This window comes from Acinetobacter halotolerans (assembly GCF_004208515.1).
GTDB classification, from domain to species: Bacteria; Pseudomonadota; Gammaproteobacteria; order Pseudomonadales; family Moraxellaceae; genus Acinetobacter; species Acinetobacter halotolerans.
Window position 1 is genome coordinate 164,108 of record NZ_SGIM01000005.1, and the last position, 20,488, is coordinate 184,595.

Annotated in this window: 22 protein-coding genes; 9 read left to right on the plus strand and 13 right to left on the minus strand. The window is 40.2% G+C overall.

The genetic code is table 11. The features are described from left to right. Positions 1–31: 31 nt before the first annotated feature. Positions 32–508, minus strand: a complete 477-nt coding sequence (locus EXE30_RS08055; RefSeq protein WP_004668505.1) for an RNA pyrophosphohydrolase — start codon at positions 506–508, stop codon at positions 32–34. A 184-nt stretch (positions 509–692) separates the two neighbouring features. On the opposite strand from EXE30_RS08055, the gene EXE30_RS08060 reads away from it, so the two are divergent. Then, entirely contained in the window at positions 693–1,343 is a 651-nt protein-coding gene (locus EXE30_RS08060; protein ID WP_121929749.1) for an HAD family hydrolase, read from the plus strand. Here EXE30_RS08060 and EXE30_RS08065 read toward each other — a convergent pair. Next, the gene (locus EXE30_RS08065) at positions 1,340–2,197 is read right to left on the minus strand and encodes a LysR family transcriptional regulator (protein ID WP_130161954.1); all 858 of its coding nucleotides are present in this window, start codon (positions 2,195–2,197) and stop codon (positions 1,340–1,342) included. The two genes, EXE30_RS08060 and EXE30_RS08065, sit on opposite strands and share 4 nt — an antisense overlap. A gap of 60 nt (positions 2,198–2,257) precedes the next feature. Then, the gene (locus EXE30_RS08070; protein WP_407641639.1) at positions 2,258–2,467 is read right to left on the minus strand and encodes a DUF2061 domain-containing protein; all 210 of its coding nucleotides are present in this window, start codon (positions 2,465–2,467) and stop codon (positions 2,258–2,260) included. A gap of 343 nt (positions 2,468–2,810) precedes the next feature. Here EXE30_RS08070 and leuC point away from each other — a divergent pair, with 343 nt between their 5' ends. The 4 genes from leuC to leuB all read left to right on the plus strand — a co-directional run bounded on the left by leuC (position 2,811) and on the right by leuB (position 6,702). Further along, positions 2,811–4,229: a 3-isopropylmalate dehydratase large subunit gene (leuC, locus tag EXE30_RS08075; RefSeq protein ID WP_130161955.1), complete on the plus strand. Its 1,419-nt coding sequence runs from the start codon at positions 2,811–2,813 to the stop codon at positions 4,227–4,229. Between the two features lie 12 nt (positions 4,230–4,241). Continuing rightward, positions 4,242–4,889, plus strand: a complete 648-nt coding sequence (leuD, locus tag EXE30_RS08080; RefSeq protein ID WP_130161956.1) for a 3-isopropylmalate dehydratase small subunit — start codon at positions 4,242–4,244, stop codon at positions 4,887–4,889. Positions 4,890–5,003: 114 nt separating this feature from the next. Further along, on the plus strand, positions 5,004–5,579 hold the full coding sequence (locus EXE30_RS08085) for a hypothetical protein (RefSeq protein WP_130161957.1): 576 nt from the start codon (positions 5,004–5,006) through the stop codon (positions 5,577–5,579). 43 nt (positions 5,580–5,622) lie between these two features. Then, positions 5,623–6,702: a 3-isopropylmalate dehydrogenase gene (gene leuB / locus EXE30_RS08090; RefSeq protein WP_130161958.1), complete on the plus strand. Its 1,080-nt coding sequence runs from the start codon at positions 5,623–5,625 to the stop codon at positions 6,700–6,702. Between the two features lie 55 nt (positions 6,703–6,757). Here the strand turns inward: leuB and EXE30_RS08095 are convergent, their stop codons facing one another. After that, the gene (locus EXE30_RS08095; protein WP_130161959.1) at positions 6,758–7,165 is read right to left on the minus strand and encodes a hypothetical protein; all 408 of its coding nucleotides are present in this window, start codon (positions 7,163–7,165) and stop codon (positions 6,758–6,760) included. A 229-nt stretch (positions 7,166–7,394) separates the two neighbouring features. Further along, complete coding sequence (infA, locus tag EXE30_RS08100; protein WP_001284370.1) at positions 7,395–7,616, minus strand: translation initiation factor IF-1; 222 nt, start codon at positions 7,614–7,616, stop codon at positions 7,395–7,397. Positions 7,617–7,845: 229 nt separating this feature from the next. On the opposite strand from infA, the gene EXE30_RS08105 reads away from it, so the two are divergent. Next, entirely contained in the window at positions 7,846–8,856 is a 1,011-nt protein-coding gene (locus EXE30_RS08105) for an AraC family transcriptional regulator (RefSeq protein ID WP_130161960.1), read from the plus strand. A gap of 46 nt (positions 8,857–8,902) precedes the next feature. On the opposite strand, the gene truA is transcribed toward EXE30_RS08105, so the two are convergent. From truA to asd, 5 genes are all read right to left on the minus strand, one after another. Next, entirely contained in the window at positions 8,903–9,700 is a 798-nt protein-coding gene (gene truA / locus EXE30_RS08110) for a tRNA pseudouridine(38-40) synthase TruA (RefSeq protein WP_130161961.1), read from the minus strand. Between the two features lie 14 nt (positions 9,701–9,714). Further along, entirely contained in the window at positions 9,715–10,680 is a 966-nt protein-coding gene (locus EXE30_RS08115) for an asparaginase domain-containing protein (RefSeq protein ID WP_130161962.1), read from the minus strand. A gap of 63 nt (positions 10,681–10,743) precedes the next feature. Beyond that, positions 10,744–11,970, minus strand: coding sequence for a FimV domain-containing protein (locus EXE30_RS08120; RefSeq protein ID WP_130161963.1), 1,227 nt, complete (start codon positions 11,968–11,970; stop codon positions 10,744–10,746). A 64-nt stretch (positions 11,971–12,034) separates the two neighbouring features. Then, positions 12,035–13,462 (minus strand): type IV pilus assembly protein FimV, encoded by a 1,428-nt coding sequence (locus EXE30_RS08125; RefSeq protein WP_130161964.1) that lies wholly within the window; start codon positions 13,460–13,462, stop codon positions 12,035–12,037. A gap of 186 nt (positions 13,463–13,648) precedes the next feature. Next, a complete protein-coding gene (gene asd / locus EXE30_RS08130; RefSeq protein ID WP_130161965.1) occupies positions 13,649–14,767 on the minus strand; it encodes an aspartate-semialdehyde dehydrogenase in 1,119 nt (372 codons plus the stop codon). 186 nt (positions 14,768–14,953) lie between these two features. Between asd and EXE30_RS08135 the strand changes: the two genes are divergently transcribed. Then, a complete protein-coding gene (locus EXE30_RS08135; RefSeq protein WP_130161966.1) occupies positions 14,954–16,087 on the plus strand; it encodes an endonuclease/exonuclease/phosphatase family protein in 1,134 nt (377 codons plus the stop codon). Between the two features lie 272 nt (positions 16,088–16,359). Here EXE30_RS08135 and EXE30_RS08140 read toward each other — a convergent pair whose 3' ends face one another. After that, entirely contained in the window at positions 16,360–17,064 is a 705-nt protein-coding gene (locus EXE30_RS08140; protein WP_130161967.1) for a hypothetical protein, read from the minus strand. Position 17,065: 1 nt separating this feature from the next. Further along, positions 17,066–17,944 (minus strand): DUF6502 family protein, encoded by an 879-nt coding sequence (locus EXE30_RS08145; protein WP_130161968.1) that lies wholly within the window; start codon positions 17,942–17,944, stop codon positions 17,066–17,068. Between the two features lie 204 nt (positions 17,945–18,148). On the opposite strand from EXE30_RS08145, the gene EXE30_RS08150 reads away from it, so the two are divergent. Next, positions 18,149–18,541: a hypothetical protein gene (locus EXE30_RS08150; protein WP_130161969.1), complete on the plus strand. Its 393-nt coding sequence runs from the start codon at positions 18,149–18,151 to the stop codon at positions 18,539–18,541. Between the two features lie 314 nt (positions 18,542–18,855). On the opposite strand, the gene EXE30_RS08155 is transcribed toward EXE30_RS08150, so the two are convergent. Beyond that, the gene (locus EXE30_RS08155) at positions 18,856–19,791 is read right to left on the minus strand and encodes an LpxL/LpxP family acyltransferase (RefSeq protein ID WP_130161970.1); all 936 of its coding nucleotides are present in this window, start codon (positions 19,789–19,791) and stop codon (positions 18,856–18,858) included. Between the two features lie 138 nt (positions 19,792–19,929). Between EXE30_RS08155 and EXE30_RS08160 the strand changes: the two genes are divergently transcribed. Beyond that, positions 19,930–20,475, plus strand: coding sequence for an O-acetyl-ADP-ribose deacetylase (locus tag EXE30_RS08160; protein WP_130161971.1), 546 nt, complete (start codon positions 19,930–19,932; stop codon positions 20,473–20,475). Positions 20,476–20,488: the final 13 nt, after the last annotated feature.

Here is a 20,488-nt window from a genome sequence, read left to right on the forward strand (position 1 = left end):
ATCATTGCTTAAAATGATGATTCTATAACAATTAACGCTGAGGTAATTGTATGCACAATTCCATCATGGCTTTACGGTAAACATCACGTTTGAAGTTAACCACTTGACCTAATGGATACCAGTAACTCACCCATTGCCATTCATCGAACTCGGGTGGGTCTGATAGGTTTAACTGAATATGATGGGGCGATGCCGTTAATTTCAGTAAAAACCATTTTTGCTTTTGTCCAATACATATCGGATCTGAATCTGACCGAATGTACCGATGTGGCAAACGATAACGCAGCCAACCTTTAGTTTGCGCTATAATTTGGACGTGTTCGGGCAATAAACCGACTTCTTCTCTCAGTTCACGGTAAAGTGCCTGCTCAGGGGTTTCTCCAAACTGGATCCCTCCTTGTGGAAATTGCCAAGCATTGTGACCAATGCGTTTTGCCCATAAGACGTGTCCGTCATCGTTTGCCAAAATGATCCCGACGTTGGGTCGGAAACCTTCTGAGTCGATCATTTGGCTACCTAAATTTTGTCTATATCGTTGACTTTGATATCGGGGACAGTCACGCTTGCACGTCCAACTCGAAAAAGATCAAAGTAAAATGTTTAAAATTGCTATGATCTTAACGAATTTTTAGTGACTTACGGAAATAGATTTACGTTTTTTTTCTTTAATTTGCATTTAAATGAGCATTTATATGAAATTGGCTTTGTTTGATTTAGATCACACCCTGTTAAATACCGATTCTGACCATTCGTGGGGTGAATTTTTGGTCAATGAAGCTTTGGTCGATCCAGTTCATCATCGTCAAATGAATGACAAGTTTTATGAAGACTATAAAGCAGGGCAACTTGATCCGATTGCTTATAATGAATTTGTTTTTGAGTTTTTGACCAAACATGACAATGCGTATTTAACGGAACTTCATCAGTTATTTATGCAAAAAGTGATTCGTCCACAAATGCGTCCTAAAGGTTTTGAGGCAATTCAACGACATCAAGCGTTGGGGCATGCGATTGTGGGAATTACCGCGACCAGTGATTTTATCACCGCACCGATTTTTCGTGAATTTGGCATTACTGAAATTATTGCCACCAATGCTGAAGTGATTGCAGACAAATATACGGGTAAAGTAACGGGTGTGCCATGCTATCAAAAAGGCAAGCTGGTGCGTTTGGATCAATGGTTAGCAGGTCGTGAGGTCCATGAATCTTGGGCTTATTCAGATTCGATTAATGACCGTTTCTTATTGGAATATGCAACCCATGCCATTGCGGTGAATCCAGATGACCGCTTAGAAACACTCGCTCAAGAACAAGCGTGGGAAATCCAAGACTGGTCGATTTAAGTCATCATATTAATCAACTCTTCAGCAGCTTTAGACTGAATGCGGGCAGGGTGCCATACCATGCCCAATTGGCGCTGCATATCTAGATTTAGATCTAATTGTTTTAAATCATGATTGAGCAATGTTTTTGGTAACACCGACCAACCTAAGCCAATCGAAACCAACATTCTGATGGATTCTAATGGGTTATTGCTCATGCTGATCTTAGGCTTTAAGCCTTTTTTTTCGAATTCAGCCAGAGTGATTTGACTGGTATAAGTGTGCGCTGCTGGAAGTAAGCTTGGGTAGGCAATCAGGTCTTCGAGCTTCAGGTTTTGTTGTTGTGCTAAAGGATGAAAGGGCGACGCGACAAAAACCAAAGGATCATTCCAAATCGTCACATAACGCAGACGATCATCTCCAATTGGCGGCAAGGTCAAAAATGCAAGCTCTAACTCTCCAGCGAGTACGTGCTCATGCGCTTGTTCAGAATCGACAAAATGAACATCTAAAGTGACTTTCGGAAAATGTTGCACAAAGTTTTTGAGTGGGTCTGCTAGATGATGCAAGCCGATGTGATGGCTGGTCCCGATTTTTAAACGACCTTGTACCTGCGCTTGCTCATGGCTTAAAGTATGATGAATCTCGCCAAGTTCATTGAGCCAACCTCTTACTTTAGGCAACAGTGAGTGTGCAGCATAGGTGGGTTGTATTCCCCGTCCTGCGGATTCAAATAGCTTGACATCAAAATACTCTTCTAAGCTATGAATCCGTTTGGTGACCGCAGGTTGTGTTATAAATAATTGTTCTGCCGCGATAGAAATAGAACCAGTTTCCATCACTTTTACAAATGCTTCAAATGCAGCAAGGTTCATAGGGATGTATCCAAGAACATTTTAAAAATTTAACCCAGATCTTGATTTACTTCATGTCATTTAACTAAAACGACTCCACACTTTTTCATGAAAGAAAAAAGCAAATGCCTGTACGGTGGGTTCAAGTAAGCTCAAGGTTGCGGAAACAAGTAAGTTTCCAGTAATCGCATAAGCGACTAGCATAGCAACACTAATATGTAAGATGTAGTAACTCAAGGTCTTTTTGAGCGTCCGTTGATTGTTTATTACGAATTGTTGAATATTCGCCATTGCCATCACCATCGTAAATTTTAATTATTTAAATAATAATCATTATCACTTGCAATGTAAAAAAGAAATTTTGATTGCTGGTGATTGGATTTATGAATAACTGATTTGTGTATCAATAAAATAAGTTGAAAAATAAGCTTTAATTTTTGAAAAAAGGTATCTGTTTGATTTAGGATTCTTTTCCTTAGCGAGAGGTAGATTGATTGTTGAGGTTATAAAGTATTATTCCAAAAAGTTTGTTAATTTATAAAAATGATAAATTAGATTTATGTAAAACGATTGTTATAATCAGTCTAAGATTAAATTACCCAGTCCTATGACAAGCACGATGGAGAGCGACGACATGGCAGGCAAAACATTGTATGACAAATTATGGGATGACCATTTAGTAACGCAACGTGATGATGGTTCATGCTTAATTTATATTGATCGTCACTTATTGCATGAAGTCACCAGTCCTCAAGCATTTGAGGGTTTACAGCTTGCTGGGCGTCAACCATGGCGTTTAAGTGCCAATGTCGCAACACCTGACCACAATGTTCCAACCTCTAAAAAAGAGCGTGAACAGGGGATTGCAGGAATTGAAGACGAAACCTCGCGTATTCAGGTGCAAACCTTAGACGATAACTGTAAAACATTTAATATCGTTGAGTTTGGGATTAATGACATTCGCCAAGGGATTGCGCATGTTGTAGGTCCAGAGCAAGGTTTAACTTTACCGGGTATGACCGTGGTTTGTGGTGACTCGCATACGGCAACGCATGGCGCTTTTGGTTGTTTGGCACATGGGATTGGGACATCAGAAGTTGAACATGTATTGGCAACACAATGCTTAGTACAGAAAAAATCTAAAAATATGTTAGTCCGTGTGGATGGTGTATTGGGCAAAGGCGTGACATCGAAAGATGTGGTTTTGGCCATCATCGGCAAGATTGGTACGGCTGGTGGTACAGGTTATGCAATCGAGTTTGGCGGACAAGTGTTCCGTGATATGTCGATTGAAGGCCGTATGACAGTCTGCAATATGGCGATTGAAGCGGGTGCGCGTGTGGGTATGGTTGCAGTGGATGACAAGACTATTGCTTACGTGAAGGATCGTAACTATGCACCTAAAGGCGAGCAGTGGGAACAAGCGGTAGAATATTGGAATACTTTACATTCTGATGAAGATGCTGAGTTTGATGCGGTCGTTGTATTGAATGGCGCAGAGATCGAGCCGCAAGTGTCTTGGGGAACATCTCCAGAAATGGTAATCCCAGTTACGCAAGCAGTACCGACTTTAGAACAAGCCAAAGATGATGTACAACGTAATGATTGGACACGTGCTTATCAATATATGGGCTTAAACGCGGGTCAGGCTTTGTCTGATATCCAATTGGATCGTGTCTTTATTGGCTCATGTACCAACTCACGTATTGAAGATATTCGTGCCGCTGCCGAAGTCGTGAAAGGTCGTAAGGTGGCTTCAAGCATTAAACAAGCGATGATTGTTCCGGGTTCTGGTTTGGTTAAACAGCAGGCAGAGCAAGAAGGTTTGGATCAAATTTTCTTGGAAGCAGGTTTTGAATGGCGTGAACCGGGTTGCTCAATGTGTTTGGCGATGAATGCAGATAAGTTACAACCAGGTGAACATTGCGCATCAACCTCAAATCGTAACTTTGAAGGTCGTCAGGGCAATGGTGGGCGTACCCATTTAGTCAGTCCAGCGATGGCGGCTGCGGCAGCGATTGCAGGTCATTTCGTTGATGTTCGTTCATTCTAAGGGAGCAAAATCATGGAAAAATATACTGTAGAACAAGGTATTGTTGCACCTTTAGATCGTGCCAATGTGGATACTGATTTAATTATTCCGAAACAGTTTTTAAAATCAATCAAGCGCACGGGATTCGGCGATAACTTATTTGATGAATTACGTTATTTAGATGAAGGTTATTTAGGTCAGGACATTAGTAAACGTCCTAAAAACCCTGATTTTGTCTTGAATCAGCCTCGTTATCAAGGTTCAACGATTTTATTGGCACGTACTAACTTCGGTTGTGGTTCAAGCCGCGAACATGCACCTTGGGCATTAAATGAATATGGTTTTCGTACCGTGATTGCGCCAAGCTTTGCAGATATTTTCTTTAATAACTGTTTTAAAAATGGCATGTTGCCTGTGATCTTGTCTGAAGAGATTGTAGATCAGTTATTTAAAGAATGTGCTGAAGAAGGTTATCAATTGACCATTGATTTGGACGCACAACAAGTACGTACGCCAACAGGTGAAGCCTTCAATTTTGAAATTGATCCATTCCGCAAACATTGTTTGCTGAATGGTTTAGATGACATTGGTTTAACACTACAAGCGGCTGACGAGATCCGTGCTTTTGAAGCAAAAGCCAAACAAGTACGTCCTTGGGTGTTTGATGAAATCAAAGCCTAGTTGTTTGAATACAATTTGAACATAATCATGGCATAGCGATACAACTCTTGCTAACATGCAAACAAAGATTATTTTGCTTGCATGTTGATGTGACATGAGGACTGGGCCCGAACAATGAGAAGGATATTAGCACGCAATATTTTGCTGTGTTTATGTGTTGGTACGACTTTAACTGCCTGTCAAAACACACAAAATGTGGTTGATCAAGTTCGTATTGCTCAAAATACTTTAGAGCAGAAAGCGAATAACGCAACTTTATATTGTTCAGGCGTAGAAAATTGCGAATTTGCACGAATCAACGATACTGAGGTGATTAATGCGACCTCGCATCGCATTAGTCGAGAAGCGATGGAACGAGGCATTGTGAGACTACAAGGTTCAGTTTTTAGTCGAAAACAACAAGTCTATCTGAGTGTTCCTGCCAAAGAATACGAAGTCGTGATTCGCTTTTATCCAATCTCCTTAGATCGTGCAGAGACTTTTCATGTCATTCATGAGTTCAAGCCTTATTTAAACTATACCTTTAAGATGTATAGAGATAGGCCAAAAGGTTCAGGGAGTTTGTTGAACGTATCTGCACCTGACCCGTTATGTGTTGATTTACAGCAAGAGCAACATACCATTCGCCGTTTTTGCCGATCTTATGATGTACGAAAAGGCTTAGGCGAGTTTATTGAGAAAAAGATTTAATTGGCTTGCAGTGTAAACTGCTTCTATCAAACTGGAAAAATAGATGTCTAAACATATTTTAATTTTAGCGGGTGATGGTATTGGCCCTGAAATTGTGGGCGCAGCTGAAAAAGTTTTGACCAAGGTCAATCATAAATTTAATCTAGGTTTGACATGGGAGCATGGTTTGCTCGGTGGTTCAGCAATTGATGCACATGGTGAACCTTATCCTGCTGTTACTAGTGAACAAGCCAAAAAAGCGGATGCAATTTTATTGGGTGCTGTCGGCGGTCCAAAATGGGATAGCATTGAGCGTTCGATCCGTCCTGAGCGTGGGTTACTTAAAATCCGCAGTGAACTCAATTTATTTGCTAACCTACGTCCAGCGATTCTGTACCCACAATTGGCAGATGCTTCGAGTTTGAAGCCTGAAATAGTTGCAGGTTTAGATATCTTGATTGTTCGTGAGCTCACGGGCGGTATTTATTTCGGTCAGCCTCGTGGTATTCGTGAACTAGAAAATGGTGAGAAGCAAGGCTATAACACCGACGTATATTCAGAAAGTGAAATTAAACGTATTGCTAAGGTTGCCTTTGAGCTAGCTGGATTACGTGGTGGCAAAGTCTGCTCAGTCGATAAAGCCAATGTGCTTGAAGTGACCGAGTTGTGGAAGCAAACGGTGACTGATTTGCAGCAAGCGCAGTATGCAAATATTCAGTTGTCGCATATGTATGTTGATAACGCCGCGATGCAATTGGTTCGCGCACCGAAACAATTTGATGTCATTGTGACAGGTAATTTATTTGGTGACATTTTGTCGGACGAAGCGGCAATGTTAACGGGCTCAATCGGTATGTTGCCTTCAGCATCATTAGATGAGAAAGGTAAAGGCATGTATGAACCATGTCATGGTTCTGCACCTGATATCGCGGGTCAAAATGTCGCAAACCCTCTTGCGACTGTACTTTCGGTTGCGATGATGTTGCGATATACCTTCCGTGAAGAAGCGGCAGCCAAAGCGATTGAAGATGCTGTAGGTCAAGTCTTGGATCAAGGTTTACGTACCGCAGACATTATGTCTGAAGGTATGATCAAAGTGGGTACAGATGCGATGGGTGAGGCGGTAGTTTCTGCACTTAACTAAATGCTGATAAATAAAAAACGCAGCTAAGGCTGCGTTTTTTATTTGGGATATAGATTTAACAAGCTTTGCCTTCATAACGAATTGAGCGCGCAATTTGTTGCTGATCGAGCTCAAAAATAATATGGCAATAAAAATTCACATCATAGGATTGCTGACCCGTTTGAACCGTACCTATGCGAGTAGAACTTCCCATACCTGAACCAGATTCACCAAAGGATTGTGGCATCGGTACAGGAATATTGATTGGACGCAATACGGTGAAAATCAAAGAATTATCAGTTTTTCGAGGTTGTTTTAACGTTTGAAAGCCTAAATCCTTCAAATTGAGCTTCTGTTGAATGTCATCAGCAGACTGCCCAATATAAGGTTGTAAGTAATCTTGCAGTTGAACAGATTGCCATCCAGGTGTTGCGCAGCCTTGTAATAATAATGCGAAGAAAATAATAAAAAATTTATAATGCATTGTGGTTATTTCCTTATTTTTGGAATAAATAATTTTTATATTTGATCAACGAGCGTGAGAGAAATATTAAAATCTATCCGTTCCGGAGACGATATTATATTACAGCAATAATTACATATCGCTGTAAATGACTTAAACATCTAAGTGAATGTTAGACCGTTAAATAGAGCACTCGCTTATCGCTTGTAAAAAAAGCCACGAGATGTGGCTTTTTTGCATTCACTAATTCTTAGCGCGCACGATAAGTGATACGACCCTTTGTCAAATCATAAGGTGTCATTTCAACTTTTACACTGTCACCTGTCAAAATACGGATATAGTGTTTACGCATTTTACCAGAAATGTGAGCAATAACTTCGTGACCGTTTTCTAAACGTACACGGAACATCGTATTAGGAAGCGTTTCGGTGACAACGCCTTCGAACTCAATGAGTTCCTCTTTATTGGCCATAGCCTACCTGAGATCAAATTGGAAAGGCGCAAATTATAGTCAATTTATTTAAAATTTACAAGATATAAGCTAAGCAAGGCTGTCAGATATTAATCAAAAGAACTGTCAGACAATTTATAAATTTTTTTTAACAAAAGAAGCAGAATAGTGTTGTCAGTTTGGTCAATCAACGTTAATCTAAAATTATTGTTCATTGTCACAATAAAGTATCTACAGGGAAGGGCACTGCGTGGGTCAGCTAACAGATGCATCGGTTGTATTGCGCTTTGGTTATCAGGCAATTCGTAAAGCAGGATTACCGACCGAAGAGATTTTAACAAAGGCAGGGGTTGCACTCAATCAAGTTGATACCAATGCAAGGACACCTTTAAGTGCACAGAACGCCTTTTGGATTGCTGCACGGGATGTGAGCAATGATCAAGATATTGGGCTGCATTTAGGGGAATATTTACCGCTATATCGTGGTCAAGTGATTGAGCATCTATTTATCAGTAGTGAAACCTTTGGTGAAGGCTTGAAGCGAGCGTTGGCTTACCAACGTCTGATTAGTGATGCTTTTGATGCGAAACTTATTGTTGAAGATGGTCGCTGTTATTTAAGTAATGGTGAACAACTATGGCCTGATCAATTCGTCAATCGCCATTTTTCTGAGTGCGCGATGTCAGGTATTTTACGCTTTTTTAAATTTATTACTGAAGGTCAATTTCAGCCGATTTATATTGATTTTAATTTCAATGAGGGCGCTGAGGATGATGAATACTTTAGAGTGTATGGTTGCCCCGTTAGCTTGGGTCAAAGAGAGACCCGAATTTATTTTGATGCGGCGGTTCTAGATTATCCATTATGGCAAGCTGAGCCTGAGTTACTACAATTGCATGAACAGCTTGCTATTGAAAAACTACAAGAACTTGCACGCTATGATTTGGTGGGAGAAGTACGTCGTGCGATTGGTTCGACCTTGGAAAGCGGTGAAACGACCTTGGAAACTGTTGCAGCACAACTTAATATTACGCCACGTCGTTTGAGAACTCAGCTCAGTGAAGCAAATACCAGTTTTCAGCAAATTCTTTCAGACTATCGTTGTCGTTTAGCCAAGAAACTACTCGCAAATACCACTGAAAGTGTTGAACGTATTGTGTATTTAACAGGTTTCTCTGAACCAAGTACTTTTTATCGTGCATTTAAACGTTGGACGAATGAAACCCCAGTGGAATATCGTAAACGTAAACAGCGCCAGTGATTTAAGCTGATTCAGCAAAGCCTTATCTCAAAAGATAAGGCTTTTTTTATTCAGCTAAGTTTAACCATTGCGGCCCTAATGGCGGCTGCGGTAAATCAAAGTGCTCTGGATAATATGCCTGAATAAAATAAAGTCCATCCGCAGGTGCAGTGATGCCAGCAGCTTTACGATCTTCGGCAGCAAACATGGTATCTATATGCTCAATATCATATAGACCTTGTCCGATTTCCAGCAAACATCCCATGATATTACGAACCATATGATGTAAAAAACCGTCTGCTTGAATATCGAGAACGAGGTAGCGACCATGCTCAAAAAGGCGACAATGTTTCACATGACGCACGGGTTGATTGGACTGACATGCTGCCGCTCGAAAAGATTCAAAATTATGGGTGCCTTCAAACTTTGCTGCGGCAGTAATCATTTTTTTTACATCTAAGTCTTGATAGAGATGTGTAACTTGTTTGTGTAATAGTGCAGGCCGCATTGGCGCGTTGTAAACGACATAGCGATAACGTCGCGCAATTGCCTTGAAACGTGCATGGAAATTTTCATCCATACATTTGATCCATTGAATCGAAATATCTTTAGGAAGTTGACTATTTGCACCCATGATCCAGCCGCGTTCGGGGCGAATGGCTTCTGTATCAAAATGCGCCACCATATTGGTGGCATGTACGCCTGCATCTGTACGTCCAGCACCATGTAAAATGATGGTTTCATTGGCGACTTTACTGAGGACTTTTTCAATGGTTTCCTGAACACTTGCAATGCCCGCTTGTTGGGTTTGCCAACCACGGTATTGAGTACCGCAAAATTCAATACCGATTGCATAACGTTGCATGTCTTAACCTCAGATTAGTGTTGCTGCCAATGTTCAAACCATTGATCATGGGTCGGGTATTTTAAATACATTTGCAGCACTTTTGCATATAAATCAGCATGGCAGTGACAATCATTGATCAAAACTTTAGCTGATTTAATCCAAGCACTCACTGCGTAGCGCTGATCAAGTTGTCCAAAGGTCACTTGAGTGCTAATAATTGGAAGACATTTCTTGTGATACAGAGCATCAAATAACGCCAAAACTTCCTCATTCACCGCGATATTGCCAGTGCCGAATCCTTGTAACACGAGAAAATTTGGTGGTGCAGCCAAGATATTATTTAACTGCGATAGCAGTTGCTCTTTGCCAATCGGTTGTAGCATGAGATTGAGCATACTAAGTCGTTCGGCTTGTTCAATATGTTCATTTTGAACAATAAAATAATCAGCTGTGGTGTTGCAGGCTTGATTTGCATCTTTACCTGAAAACGCATCTAGCTCTGTGGTATGGACTTTGAGGGTGGTTTGGGCGTGGAAAACTTGCTGATGGAAGGCAAGATAAACCCCAGCAGGTCGTTGTAAGACTTGCTCAAGCGCAAGAGATAAATTACTTAATGCATCAGTAAACTCTCTCGTATCATTCCCTTCAATGTTGAGTAAGGGATACTGACTACCTGTAATAATCGCGTGACAAGAATGTCCCAAAAAACGAGCAAGCGTTGCTGCTGCATAGCTTAAGGTATCAGTACCATGAATAATCACGAAATGTTGATAATTCTTAAGTTGTAATTGTTGAATTTGTTGTATTAACTGCAACCAATCTGTCGCAGTACATGCGCTACTATCTTGAATGCTTGGTGCAGCAAAACACTCTACATCTAAGTGAGGTGGAATCACTTTTTTGAGTGCAGGTAAAAAAGTTTGTTCTGGCATTGGCATTAGCGGTTCGCCAACACAGCCAAAAGTTCCACCCATATAAATTAAAGCGATCTTTTGCATAATAAAAAGTTTTTCATCATAAAAAAGCAGTCATAGAGACTGCTTATATTAGACGGATATGATTCAAGACGCTATTTTATTGAGTAATTTTTCTGAACGTTGTTGTTGTTCTAGGTTGAATTGAAGCTGATGGTTTTGTAAGAGTTCACGAGCAGATGTATAAGCACCTAGCTCTATATATTGCTCAGCTAAATCTAAGTTAAGTTCAGCCTCATCTAACTGTTGCAAGTCAGGAAATGATTGAGCCAATGGGTCGTTAAGTTCGACAGTCACAGTTTGTGGAACTGGATCAACTGCATCTAATTTTGGCTCTATTGTTGTACTCGGTTCTGTAATTTCAAAAGAAAGCTCTGTTTTCTCAATCGGGTGTTGCTTTTCAGTGGAATGCTGAGGTTGATCAATGTGGAAATCTAAGCCAGACGTTTCGGTGATATTGTCATTTTTGATTTCACTCTGGCGAGATGTTGCATCTAAATTAGAGAAATTAAAATCTAATTCAGGCTTTGTATCATTGCCCGATAATGCTTCAGTCGCAGGTGCTGATGCCAAGTCGGATGAAAAGTCTAAAGCAGGTTGCTGTTGTAGCTCAGTTGTTGCTGCTGCGGGTTTGACGGTTTCTTTCTGTTCAAAGGAAAAGTCGAAATCTAAAGCTTGAACCTGTGCTTCTACTTCGGCAGGTTTCTCTTGCTCAGCAGGAGCTGTATATTCAGATTGTAAATCATCAAAAGTTGGTTTAGCCGGTGTTTCAACCAATGCATCAAAGTCGGCCGTTTTATTTTGAGCTTCAACTTCTGCAATACGTGATGATTGTGTTGGGTGCGATTTGAAGTCAATACTATCAAATGATTGAGAGTTCTTTATACGTTCTTGATTCTTTGCTTCAGCCGCCTGTGCGATATCCTCTAATTTTAATGCGTGAACATGCTTAATCAGTTGATCAATCGCAAAGTCATCTTTTTGCGCTAGATGGATGTCGAGTAAAAAAAGATAAAGCTCATGTTGAGAGTTATCTTGTTTTAAAGCCTGATTGATTTGTGCTTCAGCAGATTGATAATTTCCGCTTTGAATTTGTTGGGTAAGTTTTTGACGTAAGCTTTCTGAAATAGCTGTGGTTGCTGGAGGGGCAGACGCTAGCTCTTCACGTGCAAGTGCCGTGCGCGTCGCTGTTTTCTTTGCTGTCTTGCTTGCACTTTTCTTTGATGCTGGACGATTTTGAGTGTTCTCACGTTTCTTTAAAACGATCGCAACGACTAATACGATGACGAGCAATAAAATTATTATAGTTGACATGATCTATACCCCTTAAAAAATAGAACCGCTTTTATCCAAAACTATGAGAATCTTTTTACATCACTCAGTGTGTTGGTTTTTTAATTTCCTGTTGCGCTTTCAGTTGATCTTGCAGCTCGGCAAGTCGAGCATTTAAAAGCTGAATCCGTTGGTCCTTCTGGCGTAGAGCCAATTCTAACTGTGTTACGTTTCTTTGTAATGTAACGGTTTTTTCCCGTGCTGTCATAACTTTTAATGATAAGTCAGCGCTGGTTTTTTGTTGTAATGTGTCTTTTTTGGCACTTCCCGTACTTGAATCTTGGTTGCTTTCAGCGACCAAAGACATTTCGGCTTGCTGTAAGCGATATTTTGCTTTTTCAGCAGGGGCACCTAAGGGTTTTGTTGCAATTTGATTGGCATTTGGGTTTTTCTGAACAGGGATTGAGTTGAGATTGAAATTTAAATGGGAGCCTTGTCTAAGTCGGCTGGCATTTCCGCCGATAAAGGCATGCTCATTTTGTACTTTAATCTGCTTCATCACCTGTGGAAGAGGCTGCTGGGTATCAGCAGAGATCCGTTGTGCAATACTCCACAATGATTCATTACGTTGCACAACATGTTGTTGGTTATTTGCGGATGTTGAATGATCCGCTGCGGTTTTTTTCTTTGCTGGTGGAGTGGTATTTTTAGCTTGGTGTTGAGTTTTACTATTTTGTTGCGCAGTTTCAATCTCCGTGCCCTTCAGCTCACTTTCAGCAGTTATAGGGTTTATTTGCGCTGGAGTACTTCCTATTTGATTTTCTGATGCGAATGCTGTGTTGTCATGCTTCATTACTGTTGCTTGTTGACCTTGAGCTGTGGAAGCAACGGAGGGTACTTGAGTATTTGTAGTCTGTTCGATTGGCTGCACTGCGGTATTGGTGGTTGTAGCAACGCGTGTCTCTGAAATATTCAATACTGGCGGAAGAGCAAAGGGCACATTCAGCAGTTTCTCATGTTTTAATTCAGGCTGGGTGCTTATGTTATACCGTGTGCTTTCGGGCAGATTTAAGGCAATATCTTTTTCGCTGACAATAAACTTCGGGGTCAGCGACTTTTCATTACTGGTCTTGGCGGCCGATGCTGACATTGCTGGTTGGCGTATCGGTTGTCGAATATGCTTTAAGTGTGCAGATTCGCCTTCTTTAATTTTAAGGATAATATTTAGTTCAGGATCAATCATGGGGCGGGAGGAGGTAATCACAATCACTCCTTCACCTCGATTATTGTGACGTGTAAAAAAATTGAGTTGCGATGGAGGTTGATGCATGGCACCCATCATGTGTAAATCTTCTGGTGTGGCCAGACTTACGTCAAATTTAGAATTTCGATCGGCTTGATGGAAGCTCATTTCTGCATAAAGTAATTCACCCGGTGCAGACTTGATTTGCAGAGGGTCAAAGGTAATCGCATAAAGTTGTTGCGAAGATAAAATGGCTAAAATGGCAATTTTTAATTTGTTATTAACAGTCATCTCGATCCATGAAAAGTGATGTTTTAGTCAGGTCATAAAGCCTGTTGATATTTCAGCCATGGTGAAATTCCAACAAGGTCTGAGTATACATTACCGTGATGTAAATGAATTGTAAATTATTCATATTTAATAATAATAAAAAGCCGATCAAGTGTGATCGGCTTTTGGTTTTTCATCTTTTTTTGCTTAGGCGTTCTTATATTCAACTAAAATTCGAAGCATACGACGCAATGGTTCAGCCGCACCCCAAAGCAATTGATCACCTACTGTAAATGCGCCTAAATACTCTTTACCCATATTGAGTTTACGCAGACGACCGACAGGAACAGTCAAAGTCCCTGTTACAGCAACAGGCGTAAGATCTGTCATCGATGCTTCACGTGTATTCGGAACAACTTTAGCCCATTGGCTTGAGTTGCGAATCATTTCTTCGATTTCATCAAGTGGCACATCTTTTTTCAATTTCAATGTGATGGCTTGAGAATGGCAACGCATCGCTCCAATACGAACACAGTGACCATCAATTGGCACGATTTGCTGATTGCCTAAAATCTTGTTGGTTTCAACTTGGCCTTTCCATTCTTCTTTTGATTGACCACTTTCGAGCTGCTTGTCGATATATGGAATCAATGAACCTGCCAATGGCACACCAAAATTTGCTTTAGGGAAGTTTTCACCACGTTGTAAGTCCGCGATTTGACGGTCAATGTCAAGAATCGCAGATTTTGGATCATCCAGTAAATCTTTTGTATTGTTATACAAATAGCCCATACCCGTGATGAGTTCACGCATATTTTGCGCGCCAGCGCCTGAAGCCGCTTGATATGTCATTGAAGTTGCCCATTCCACCAAGTTGTTTTGGAACAGCGAACCTAGGCCCATCAACATCAAAGAAACAGTACAATTGCCACCCACGAAAGTTTTAGTGCCGTTGACTAAACCATCTTTGATCACATTTAAATTGACAGGATCAAGTACAATGATGGCATCATCAGCCATACGTAGAGTCGATGCTGCATCAATCCAGTAACCGTTCCAGCCTTCTGCTTTAAGTTTTGGAAAAACTTCAGAGGTGTAGTCACCACCTTGACAGGTCAAAATGACATCCATTTGCTTCAGACTGTTAATGTCTGTTGCATCCATAAGTGCTGGGGCAGTCTTACCACCAAATGAAGGAGCTTCGCCACCTGCATTACTGGTAGAGAAATAGAAAGGCTCAATATGAGCAAAATCATTCTCTTCAACCATGCGTTGCATAAGGACAGAACCAACCATCCCACGCCAACCGACCAGACCTACTTTCATGTCATTTCGCCTCGGTATGTAAAAACTTTAAGGGGCTTGAGTGTATCAAAAGTGAACGCAACTGCAAGTGTTACATGAATAAAACAGTTGATTTATTGTGTGGAATTATTTGTTTGTGTTAGATGGAAAATTGATAAAGCCGTAACTTTATTGAAAATCTTCAAAATCTCTAAGAGTAAAATTAATATGATATGGATTGAGATTTGCGCAGTTTTGGTTATTTGGTTAAGTGTATGGTCCTTGATTCCCCGTGATGAATGGTGGTTTAGGGGAGCAGACTTTCCTAGATTACAGATTTTAGCGATTGGAATCGTTGCTTTGGTTGGTTTGCTATTTATACCGGCTGAATGGACATTACAAAGAGAAATATTACTTTTGGGTGTGATTGCAGCTGTCGCATATCAACTTAAAATGGTTTTGCCCTATACCCCAATATGGAAGAAACAAGTGAAACAGGTGGGTCAGGATCAACTGAATCCTGAACAACAAATCTCTTTACTGGTGGCGAATGTTTTAACCCCAAATGATAAATATGATTTACTTCTTCAGCATATTGAGGCGTTGCAACCTGATATCGTCTTAACCCTTGAGTCGGATATGGTTTGGCAAGATGCTTTAAAACCCATAGAGAAGGACTATCCCTACCGAGTTGCCGTGCCACTGGACAACTTATATGGTATGCATCTGTATAGCCGTTTAGCTTTGATTGAGCCAGAAGTTAAATTTATTTTAAGTGACGACGTTCCCTCGATTCATGCAACTTTGAAGTTGCGCTCAGGGATTCTGGTTCAGCTTTATTGTTTACATCCCAAGCCACCTAGCCCGACCGAAGCCAAAGACTCTACTTTGAGAGATGCTGAGCTTTTGATCGTGGGTGATCGGATCAAAGACTTAGATCAAAGCTGTATTGTGATGGGAGATTTAAATGACGTGGCTTGGTCAAGAACAACTCGTTTATTTCAACGAATAAGTGGTTTACTCGATCCACGAGTAGGTCGATATTTTATGAATACTTTTCATGCCAACTATTCATTACTACGCTGGTCTTTAGATCACATTTTTCATAGTGCTGATTTTGGATTAGTGGATATGAAACGCTTATCACATATTGGGTCAGATCATTTCCCTGTGTATGTTGTGTTGCAGACGGGACGGATTTTTGAGCAACAACAAGAATTGGAACAAACGAAAGCAGATGAAGAGGAGGCACAGCAAGCAATTCAAGATGGAATAGAAAAGGCAGAGCAAGAAGAAAAAGCGGTGGTAGATGAGCTTGCTCGACCACATAAGATCATGATGGCGACTCAGGATAAACAATGAATGATGTAAGCAATATCGTACAATGATTTAGGTCCGTAGCGAATAGTCCTACAAGATTAAAAGGTTTATTCTAAATACATCAGCACAGGACTCAGGAATGGATTTCCGCTTTAAGGATAGCAACGCTGAGATGGAAAAGTCATCATGGATATGATGCATGCGATGGACGCAAGATAATAAAAAAAGAACGTGAAAGCACAACCTCATTTGCCCGAGTTTTGCAGGATGCAGAACTCGGGTTTTAATTTTGAAGAAATGAAACTTTAGGTTACTCAGGGTAGAGTTGCTTCTAAATTTTGTTCTGTAGTCGGTTGTTGTAACTCATCCTCAAGAGCGGTGGGTATTTTTCTCTTTTGAATCGTGAATGAGAGCGGTAATGGGGGACATTTTTCCCACTGGGATCGAGTCGATGGAAGTTCAGAGCCATATGACACTAAATAATTCACATCCCATTGATGAGCTGCATTTATAAAATCAAGATTCAATGTATATATTTTGGTTTCATAAGGTTGAAAAACTTGGACACTTTGTTGTTCTAAGGAGCAGTGAGGATATGGAGATCTAGCAAAGACCATATCATTTTTTTGAATTTTAAATGGCTGACATTGATCTGCACGTTCAAAAATATAATTTGGTGTCGTGTTTTTAATTTCGACTTGTAAACTGGTTAATGGCAGATATTGGGTCGAACCAACAGGTATTGCTTGTTTACTATCTGTGAAAATGAAATGGACATTGCGCTGCATGCCCATACATTCATTATTATTCATGGCAGGTATTTTCACATAATAAATCGTGTCTTTTTCATCATGCGAGGGGATGCTATCGCCGCCAGTTGGATTCGGTGGTTTTTGGTGTCCTGAACCACTTCCCCCTAGACTGACATTCGATGCTGAAAAGTTTTCACCACAAGCCGTTAACACATTCGCTAACCCGCAAAGTAAAAAAGTGAGACTTATATTTTTTATTGAGTTCATTTTATTTTTCCTTATAGGTATAAGGCACCTGTAGATTTATTTCTTTATCGTATTGATAAACGCCGAAACGGAATTGGAATTTTGCATTTTCTTGATCTTGATCTTTTTCACAATATTCAATGGCGCTGTGTAAAAGTTGTTTTGCCATGTCTTGCCAAAGTTCGAGACTGAGTTGTTTAAGGGCCTCTACAGATTCGGGTGTTAGTTTCTCAACGTGCAAGGCCTGTTCTAGATGAGTAAATGGTTTGTCGCTGATGAAATTATCGATACCGGCAGCTAAATGGTCAGTCAAGTTGGCTGAAAACAATGCTTTGCTTTCCTGCATTTGGTTGTCAGGAGTAAAACTGTTTTGTTGCAAGATAACATCAGAACCATTTTGAATAACAACGCCTAGACGTTGAAGTTCAAGCAAAATAGATCGAGGGTGTTTTTCAGTCGAGATATATCGAACCAAGTCCTCAAAACTATTTTCACTGCCTGAAATTGGAATTTGATGAGGAAGATCGAGTGCGATCCATCGCGAAATTACGCGAGCTGGGACACTAATTGCAAAATTGGGTGTTTCAAGTGTTTGATTAGTTTGTTGTTTGAACGTATTGACATCTTTACGATGCAAACCTGATAAAAGGCTAACTGCTGAATCAGTCTTATTTTGTTTGATGCGTTCTAGTTCTGTGAGTGCTTGAGCATAAAAGATTGGTTTTAGTGCGGCAGCAAAATCTGTATACCCAACCCCTGAATGAATGAGCCAACGTGCAATATGTTGCATCATTGGAAATATACTTTCCAATGTGGTTTCTGCATTTTTGGTCATCGTACTATTTTGTAGTTTGATCTGATCCACATCATTGGAATCTAGAGGCGTTCTCTGTTTAGTCATTCTATCTCCAGTGTGGATGGATACCCATAAAAAAGTATAAGCGTTTATGTGTGAAATATTAACAGAATGACGAGAAAGATTAAAAAATCTTACAAAATAGGTATCCGATATTAACCTTGGTGATCTTGAATTGGCTTGAAATTGTATTTTTTTTGACCCATTATTATAAATGTTAAATTTTAACATTTTTTGAGGGTGGCAGAAATGAACAACATTAAAGGATGGCTCATTATCGTGAGTGTGATGATTCCAATGAACAGTCATGCCGGATTTGCTGATACTTTGAGAGACCTTCGTAATACCTTAGGTCAGGTCAGTGAAACGACGAAGCAAGTTGCAGGGATTTCCCAAGATGTGAAAAACACGAGCGGACAAAATCAACAAGCGGCAATACAAACAAACTTAGTGACGGGTCAGACATTACGTCCCAAAATTAATAATATTTCACTTTATCAATCGGCCAATAAATCAAGTGCTGTGATGTATAAGCTTTCCAAATCAACCGATTTAGTTTTCTCTGGCAATGTGCAACAAGGGCTTTATGAAGTCGCAACGGATCATGGGACAGGCTGGGTTGAAGGTCATTTGGTGCAATAAGATCTAAGTCAGTGAAAACAGATCACATCTTTCATGATCTATTCGCCACATTATCTGGCATACCTATATAGCAGCAATTTGATCAAGTGTGTGTAGCTAAAGTCAGATATCTTGTCATTTTTCTTGTAGTGATATTTTATCTAAGATGAGAAATCTTAGGAGTAACAAGCCAACAGATGTTGATACGGTGACGGGTAGGATTGATGGAGGATGTTTAATTGTATTTAGATCATCCCGATAAAGTCGCAAGGGAATGGCTTAAAGCAAAACAGACTTATTTTTGAGATAAGTCTGTTTTCTTATTGAAGGTTGGATTAATAAATACTTTCATATCCTTCAGCGCGCGTTTTAAAACGACGATGAAACCACATCCATTGTGTTGGTGCGATGCGAAGTTGGGCTTCAATAATTTTATTTACGCGAATCGCATCATCCACTTCATCTTCACTAGGCATATTCTCAACTATAGGTTCGATTAGCACTTTATATTTTGGATTTCGAATGTCTCCATAGCGATAAAAATACAGTGGAATAGCAACAGCTTTAGAAATTTTTAATAAACGGCGATGTGCGGTAACCGTCGCGGCTGGTACACCAAAGAAAGGCGCCATCACTCCTTGTTTTAAACCAAAATCTTGATCCGGACTATACCAAATTGCCCCACCATCTTTGAGTCTACGAATAAGCCCACGCATATCATCGTGATCAATTTGATGTTTATAAATCGTATCTCGACAGCGATAAATAAACATATCCAGCATCGGATTATCTTGTGGACGATAGACCACATCAGGTTCAAAATATTGCGAACACAGATAGCCCCCTGCATCGAGTAAGGTGCTGTGCGTGCCAAGCAATAGTACGCCATGACCTTGTGCTTGGGCATTTTGAATATGTTCCAGTCCTTCAATATGGTGACGATTCTTAAACCATTTTGGGCAATACCACGCATTCAGGGTCTCAAACATGCCAAGCATCATGTCAATGAAGACTTTTTTTGCATTGGTTTCAACTTCCGCAGGCGACCATTCAGGGAAGCACACTTCCATATTCCGTAATGTGGTTTTACGACGTGAGCGGAGTAGAGACCAACATATATGCGCCAAGCCATGTGCTAAGCGCCATTGGATTGCCCAAGGGAGGATTGCCAACGATATAAGGAAGATAATTGCGATCCAATTCTTCCAGTATTTAGGCAATAAAAATTCCCATCGAAATTCGCCAGGAATATAAGACTGTTGTTGGCTCATAGAACTTTGATATGTGAATTAAGTTGAATTTTTGAAAAGTGTAACATGAAGTGAGTTTTTAATTCACTGATGTAACTGCAGAATCAATCTATTCTATTGTAGAGTGTGTATTTAAAAGCAAATCGCAAAGGAAAAATTATGAAAAAAATAACAATTGAACAAGGTGATATTACTCAAATGAGTGTTGATGCAATTGTCAACGCAGCAAATACTTCACTCTTAGGCGGTGGTGGTGTGGATGGGGCAATTCATCGAAAAGGTGGTGCTGAAATTTTAGCGGAATGTCAAAAAATTCGAGCGAAGCAAGGAGGTTGTAATGTAGGCGAAGCTGTGATTACGACCGCAGGAAATTTGCCAGCTAAATATGTCATTCACACTGTTGGTCCAACGTGGGTTGATGGACAATATAATGAAACTATATTGTTAAAAAATGCGTATAGAAACAGCTTTCAATTAGCAGAAAATTTACAACTAAAAACGCTTGCATTTCCGAATATTTCAACTGGTATTTATCGTTTTCCTAAACAATTCGCAGCGCAAATTGCATTAGAAATCATAAGTGCTGAATTGGATAAAGCAGATTTCGTTCAAGAAGTTGTTTTTGTGTGTTTTGATGAGGAAAATTTTAGAATTTACCAATCGCTTGCAAGTGAGTTTATAGCCCAAGGAATTGTGTGTAATTAAATTGAATGAGCAT

What these genes read in the sequence shown, in the direction of transcription:
- EXE30_RS08055 (WP_004668505.1), bottom strand. Translation starts at nt 508, where the DNA reads ATGATCGACTCAGAAGGTTTCCGACCCAACGTCGGGATCATTTTGGCA.
- EXE30_RS08060 (WP_121929749.1), top strand. Translation starts at nt 693, where the DNA reads ATGAAATTGGCTTTGTTTGATTTAGATCACACCCTGTTAAATACCGAT.
- EXE30_RS08065 (WP_130161954.1), bottom strand. Translation starts at nt 2,197, where the DNA reads ATGAACCTTGCTGCATTTGAAGCATTTGTAAAAGTGATGGAAACTGGT.
- EXE30_RS08070 (WP_407641639.1), bottom strand. Translation starts at nt 2,467, where the DNA reads ATGGCGAATATTCAACAATTCGTAATAAACAATCAACGGACGCTCAAA.
- leuC (WP_130161955.1), top strand. Translation starts at nt 2,811, where the DNA reads ATGGCAGGCAAAACATTGTATGACAAATTATGGGATGACCATTTAGTA.
- leuD (WP_130161956.1), top strand. Translation starts at nt 4,242, where the DNA reads ATGGAAAAATATACTGTAGAACAAGGTATTGTTGCACCTTTAGATCGT.
- EXE30_RS08085 (WP_130161957.1), top strand. Translation starts at nt 5,004, where the DNA reads ATGAGAAGGATATTAGCACGCAATATTTTGCTGTGTTTATGTGTTGGT.
- leuB (WP_130161958.1), top strand. Translation starts at nt 5,623, where the DNA reads ATGTCTAAACATATTTTAATTTTAGCGGGTGATGGTATTGGCCCTGAA.
- EXE30_RS08095 (WP_130161959.1), bottom strand. Translation starts at nt 7,165, where the DNA reads ATGCATTATAAATTTTTTATTATTTTCTTCGCATTATTATTACAAGGC.
- infA (WP_001284370.1), bottom strand. Translation starts at nt 7,616, where the DNA reads ATGGCCAATAAAGAGGAACTCATTGAGTTCGAAGGCGTTGTCACCGAA.
- truA (WP_130161961.1), bottom strand. Translation starts at nt 9,700, where the DNA reads ATGCAACGTTATGCAATCGGTATTGAATTTTGCGGTACTCAATACCGT.
- EXE30_RS08115 (WP_130161962.1), bottom strand. Translation starts at nt 10,680, where the DNA reads ATGCAAAAGATCGCTTTAATTTATATGGGTGGAACTTTTGGCTGTGTT.
- EXE30_RS08120 (WP_130161963.1), bottom strand. Translation starts at nt 11,970, where the DNA reads ATGTCAACTATAATAATTTTATTGCTCGTCATCGTATTAGTCGTTGCG.
- EXE30_RS08125 (WP_130161964.1), bottom strand. Translation starts at nt 13,462, where the DNA reads ATGACTGTTAATAACAAATTAAAAATTGCCATTTTAGCCATTTTATCT.
- asd (WP_130161965.1), bottom strand. Translation starts at nt 14,767, where the DNA reads ATGAAAGTAGGTCTGGTCGGTTGGCGTGGGATGGTTGGTTCTGTCCTT.
- EXE30_RS08135 (WP_130161966.1), top strand. Translation starts at nt 14,954, where the DNA reads ATGATATGGATTGAGATTTGCGCAGTTTTGGTTATTTGGTTAAGTGTA.
- EXE30_RS08140 (WP_130161967.1), bottom strand. Translation starts at nt 17,064, where the DNA reads ATGAACTCAATAAAAAATATAAGTCTCACTTTTTTACTTTGCGGGTTA.
- EXE30_RS08145 (WP_130161968.1), bottom strand. Translation starts at nt 17,944, where the DNA reads ATGACTAAACAGAGAACGCCTCTAGATTCCAATGATGTGGATCAGATC.
- EXE30_RS08150 (WP_130161969.1), top strand. Translation starts at nt 18,149, where the DNA reads ATGAACAACATTAAAGGATGGCTCATTATCGTGAGTGTGATGATTCCA.
- EXE30_RS08155 (WP_130161970.1), bottom strand. Translation starts at nt 19,791, where the DNA reads ATGAGCCAACAACAGTCTTATATTCCTGGCGAATTTCGATGGGAATTT.
- EXE30_RS08160 (WP_130161971.1), top strand. Translation starts at nt 19,930, where the DNA reads ATGAAAAAAATAACAATTGAACAAGGTGATATTACTCAAATGAGTGTT.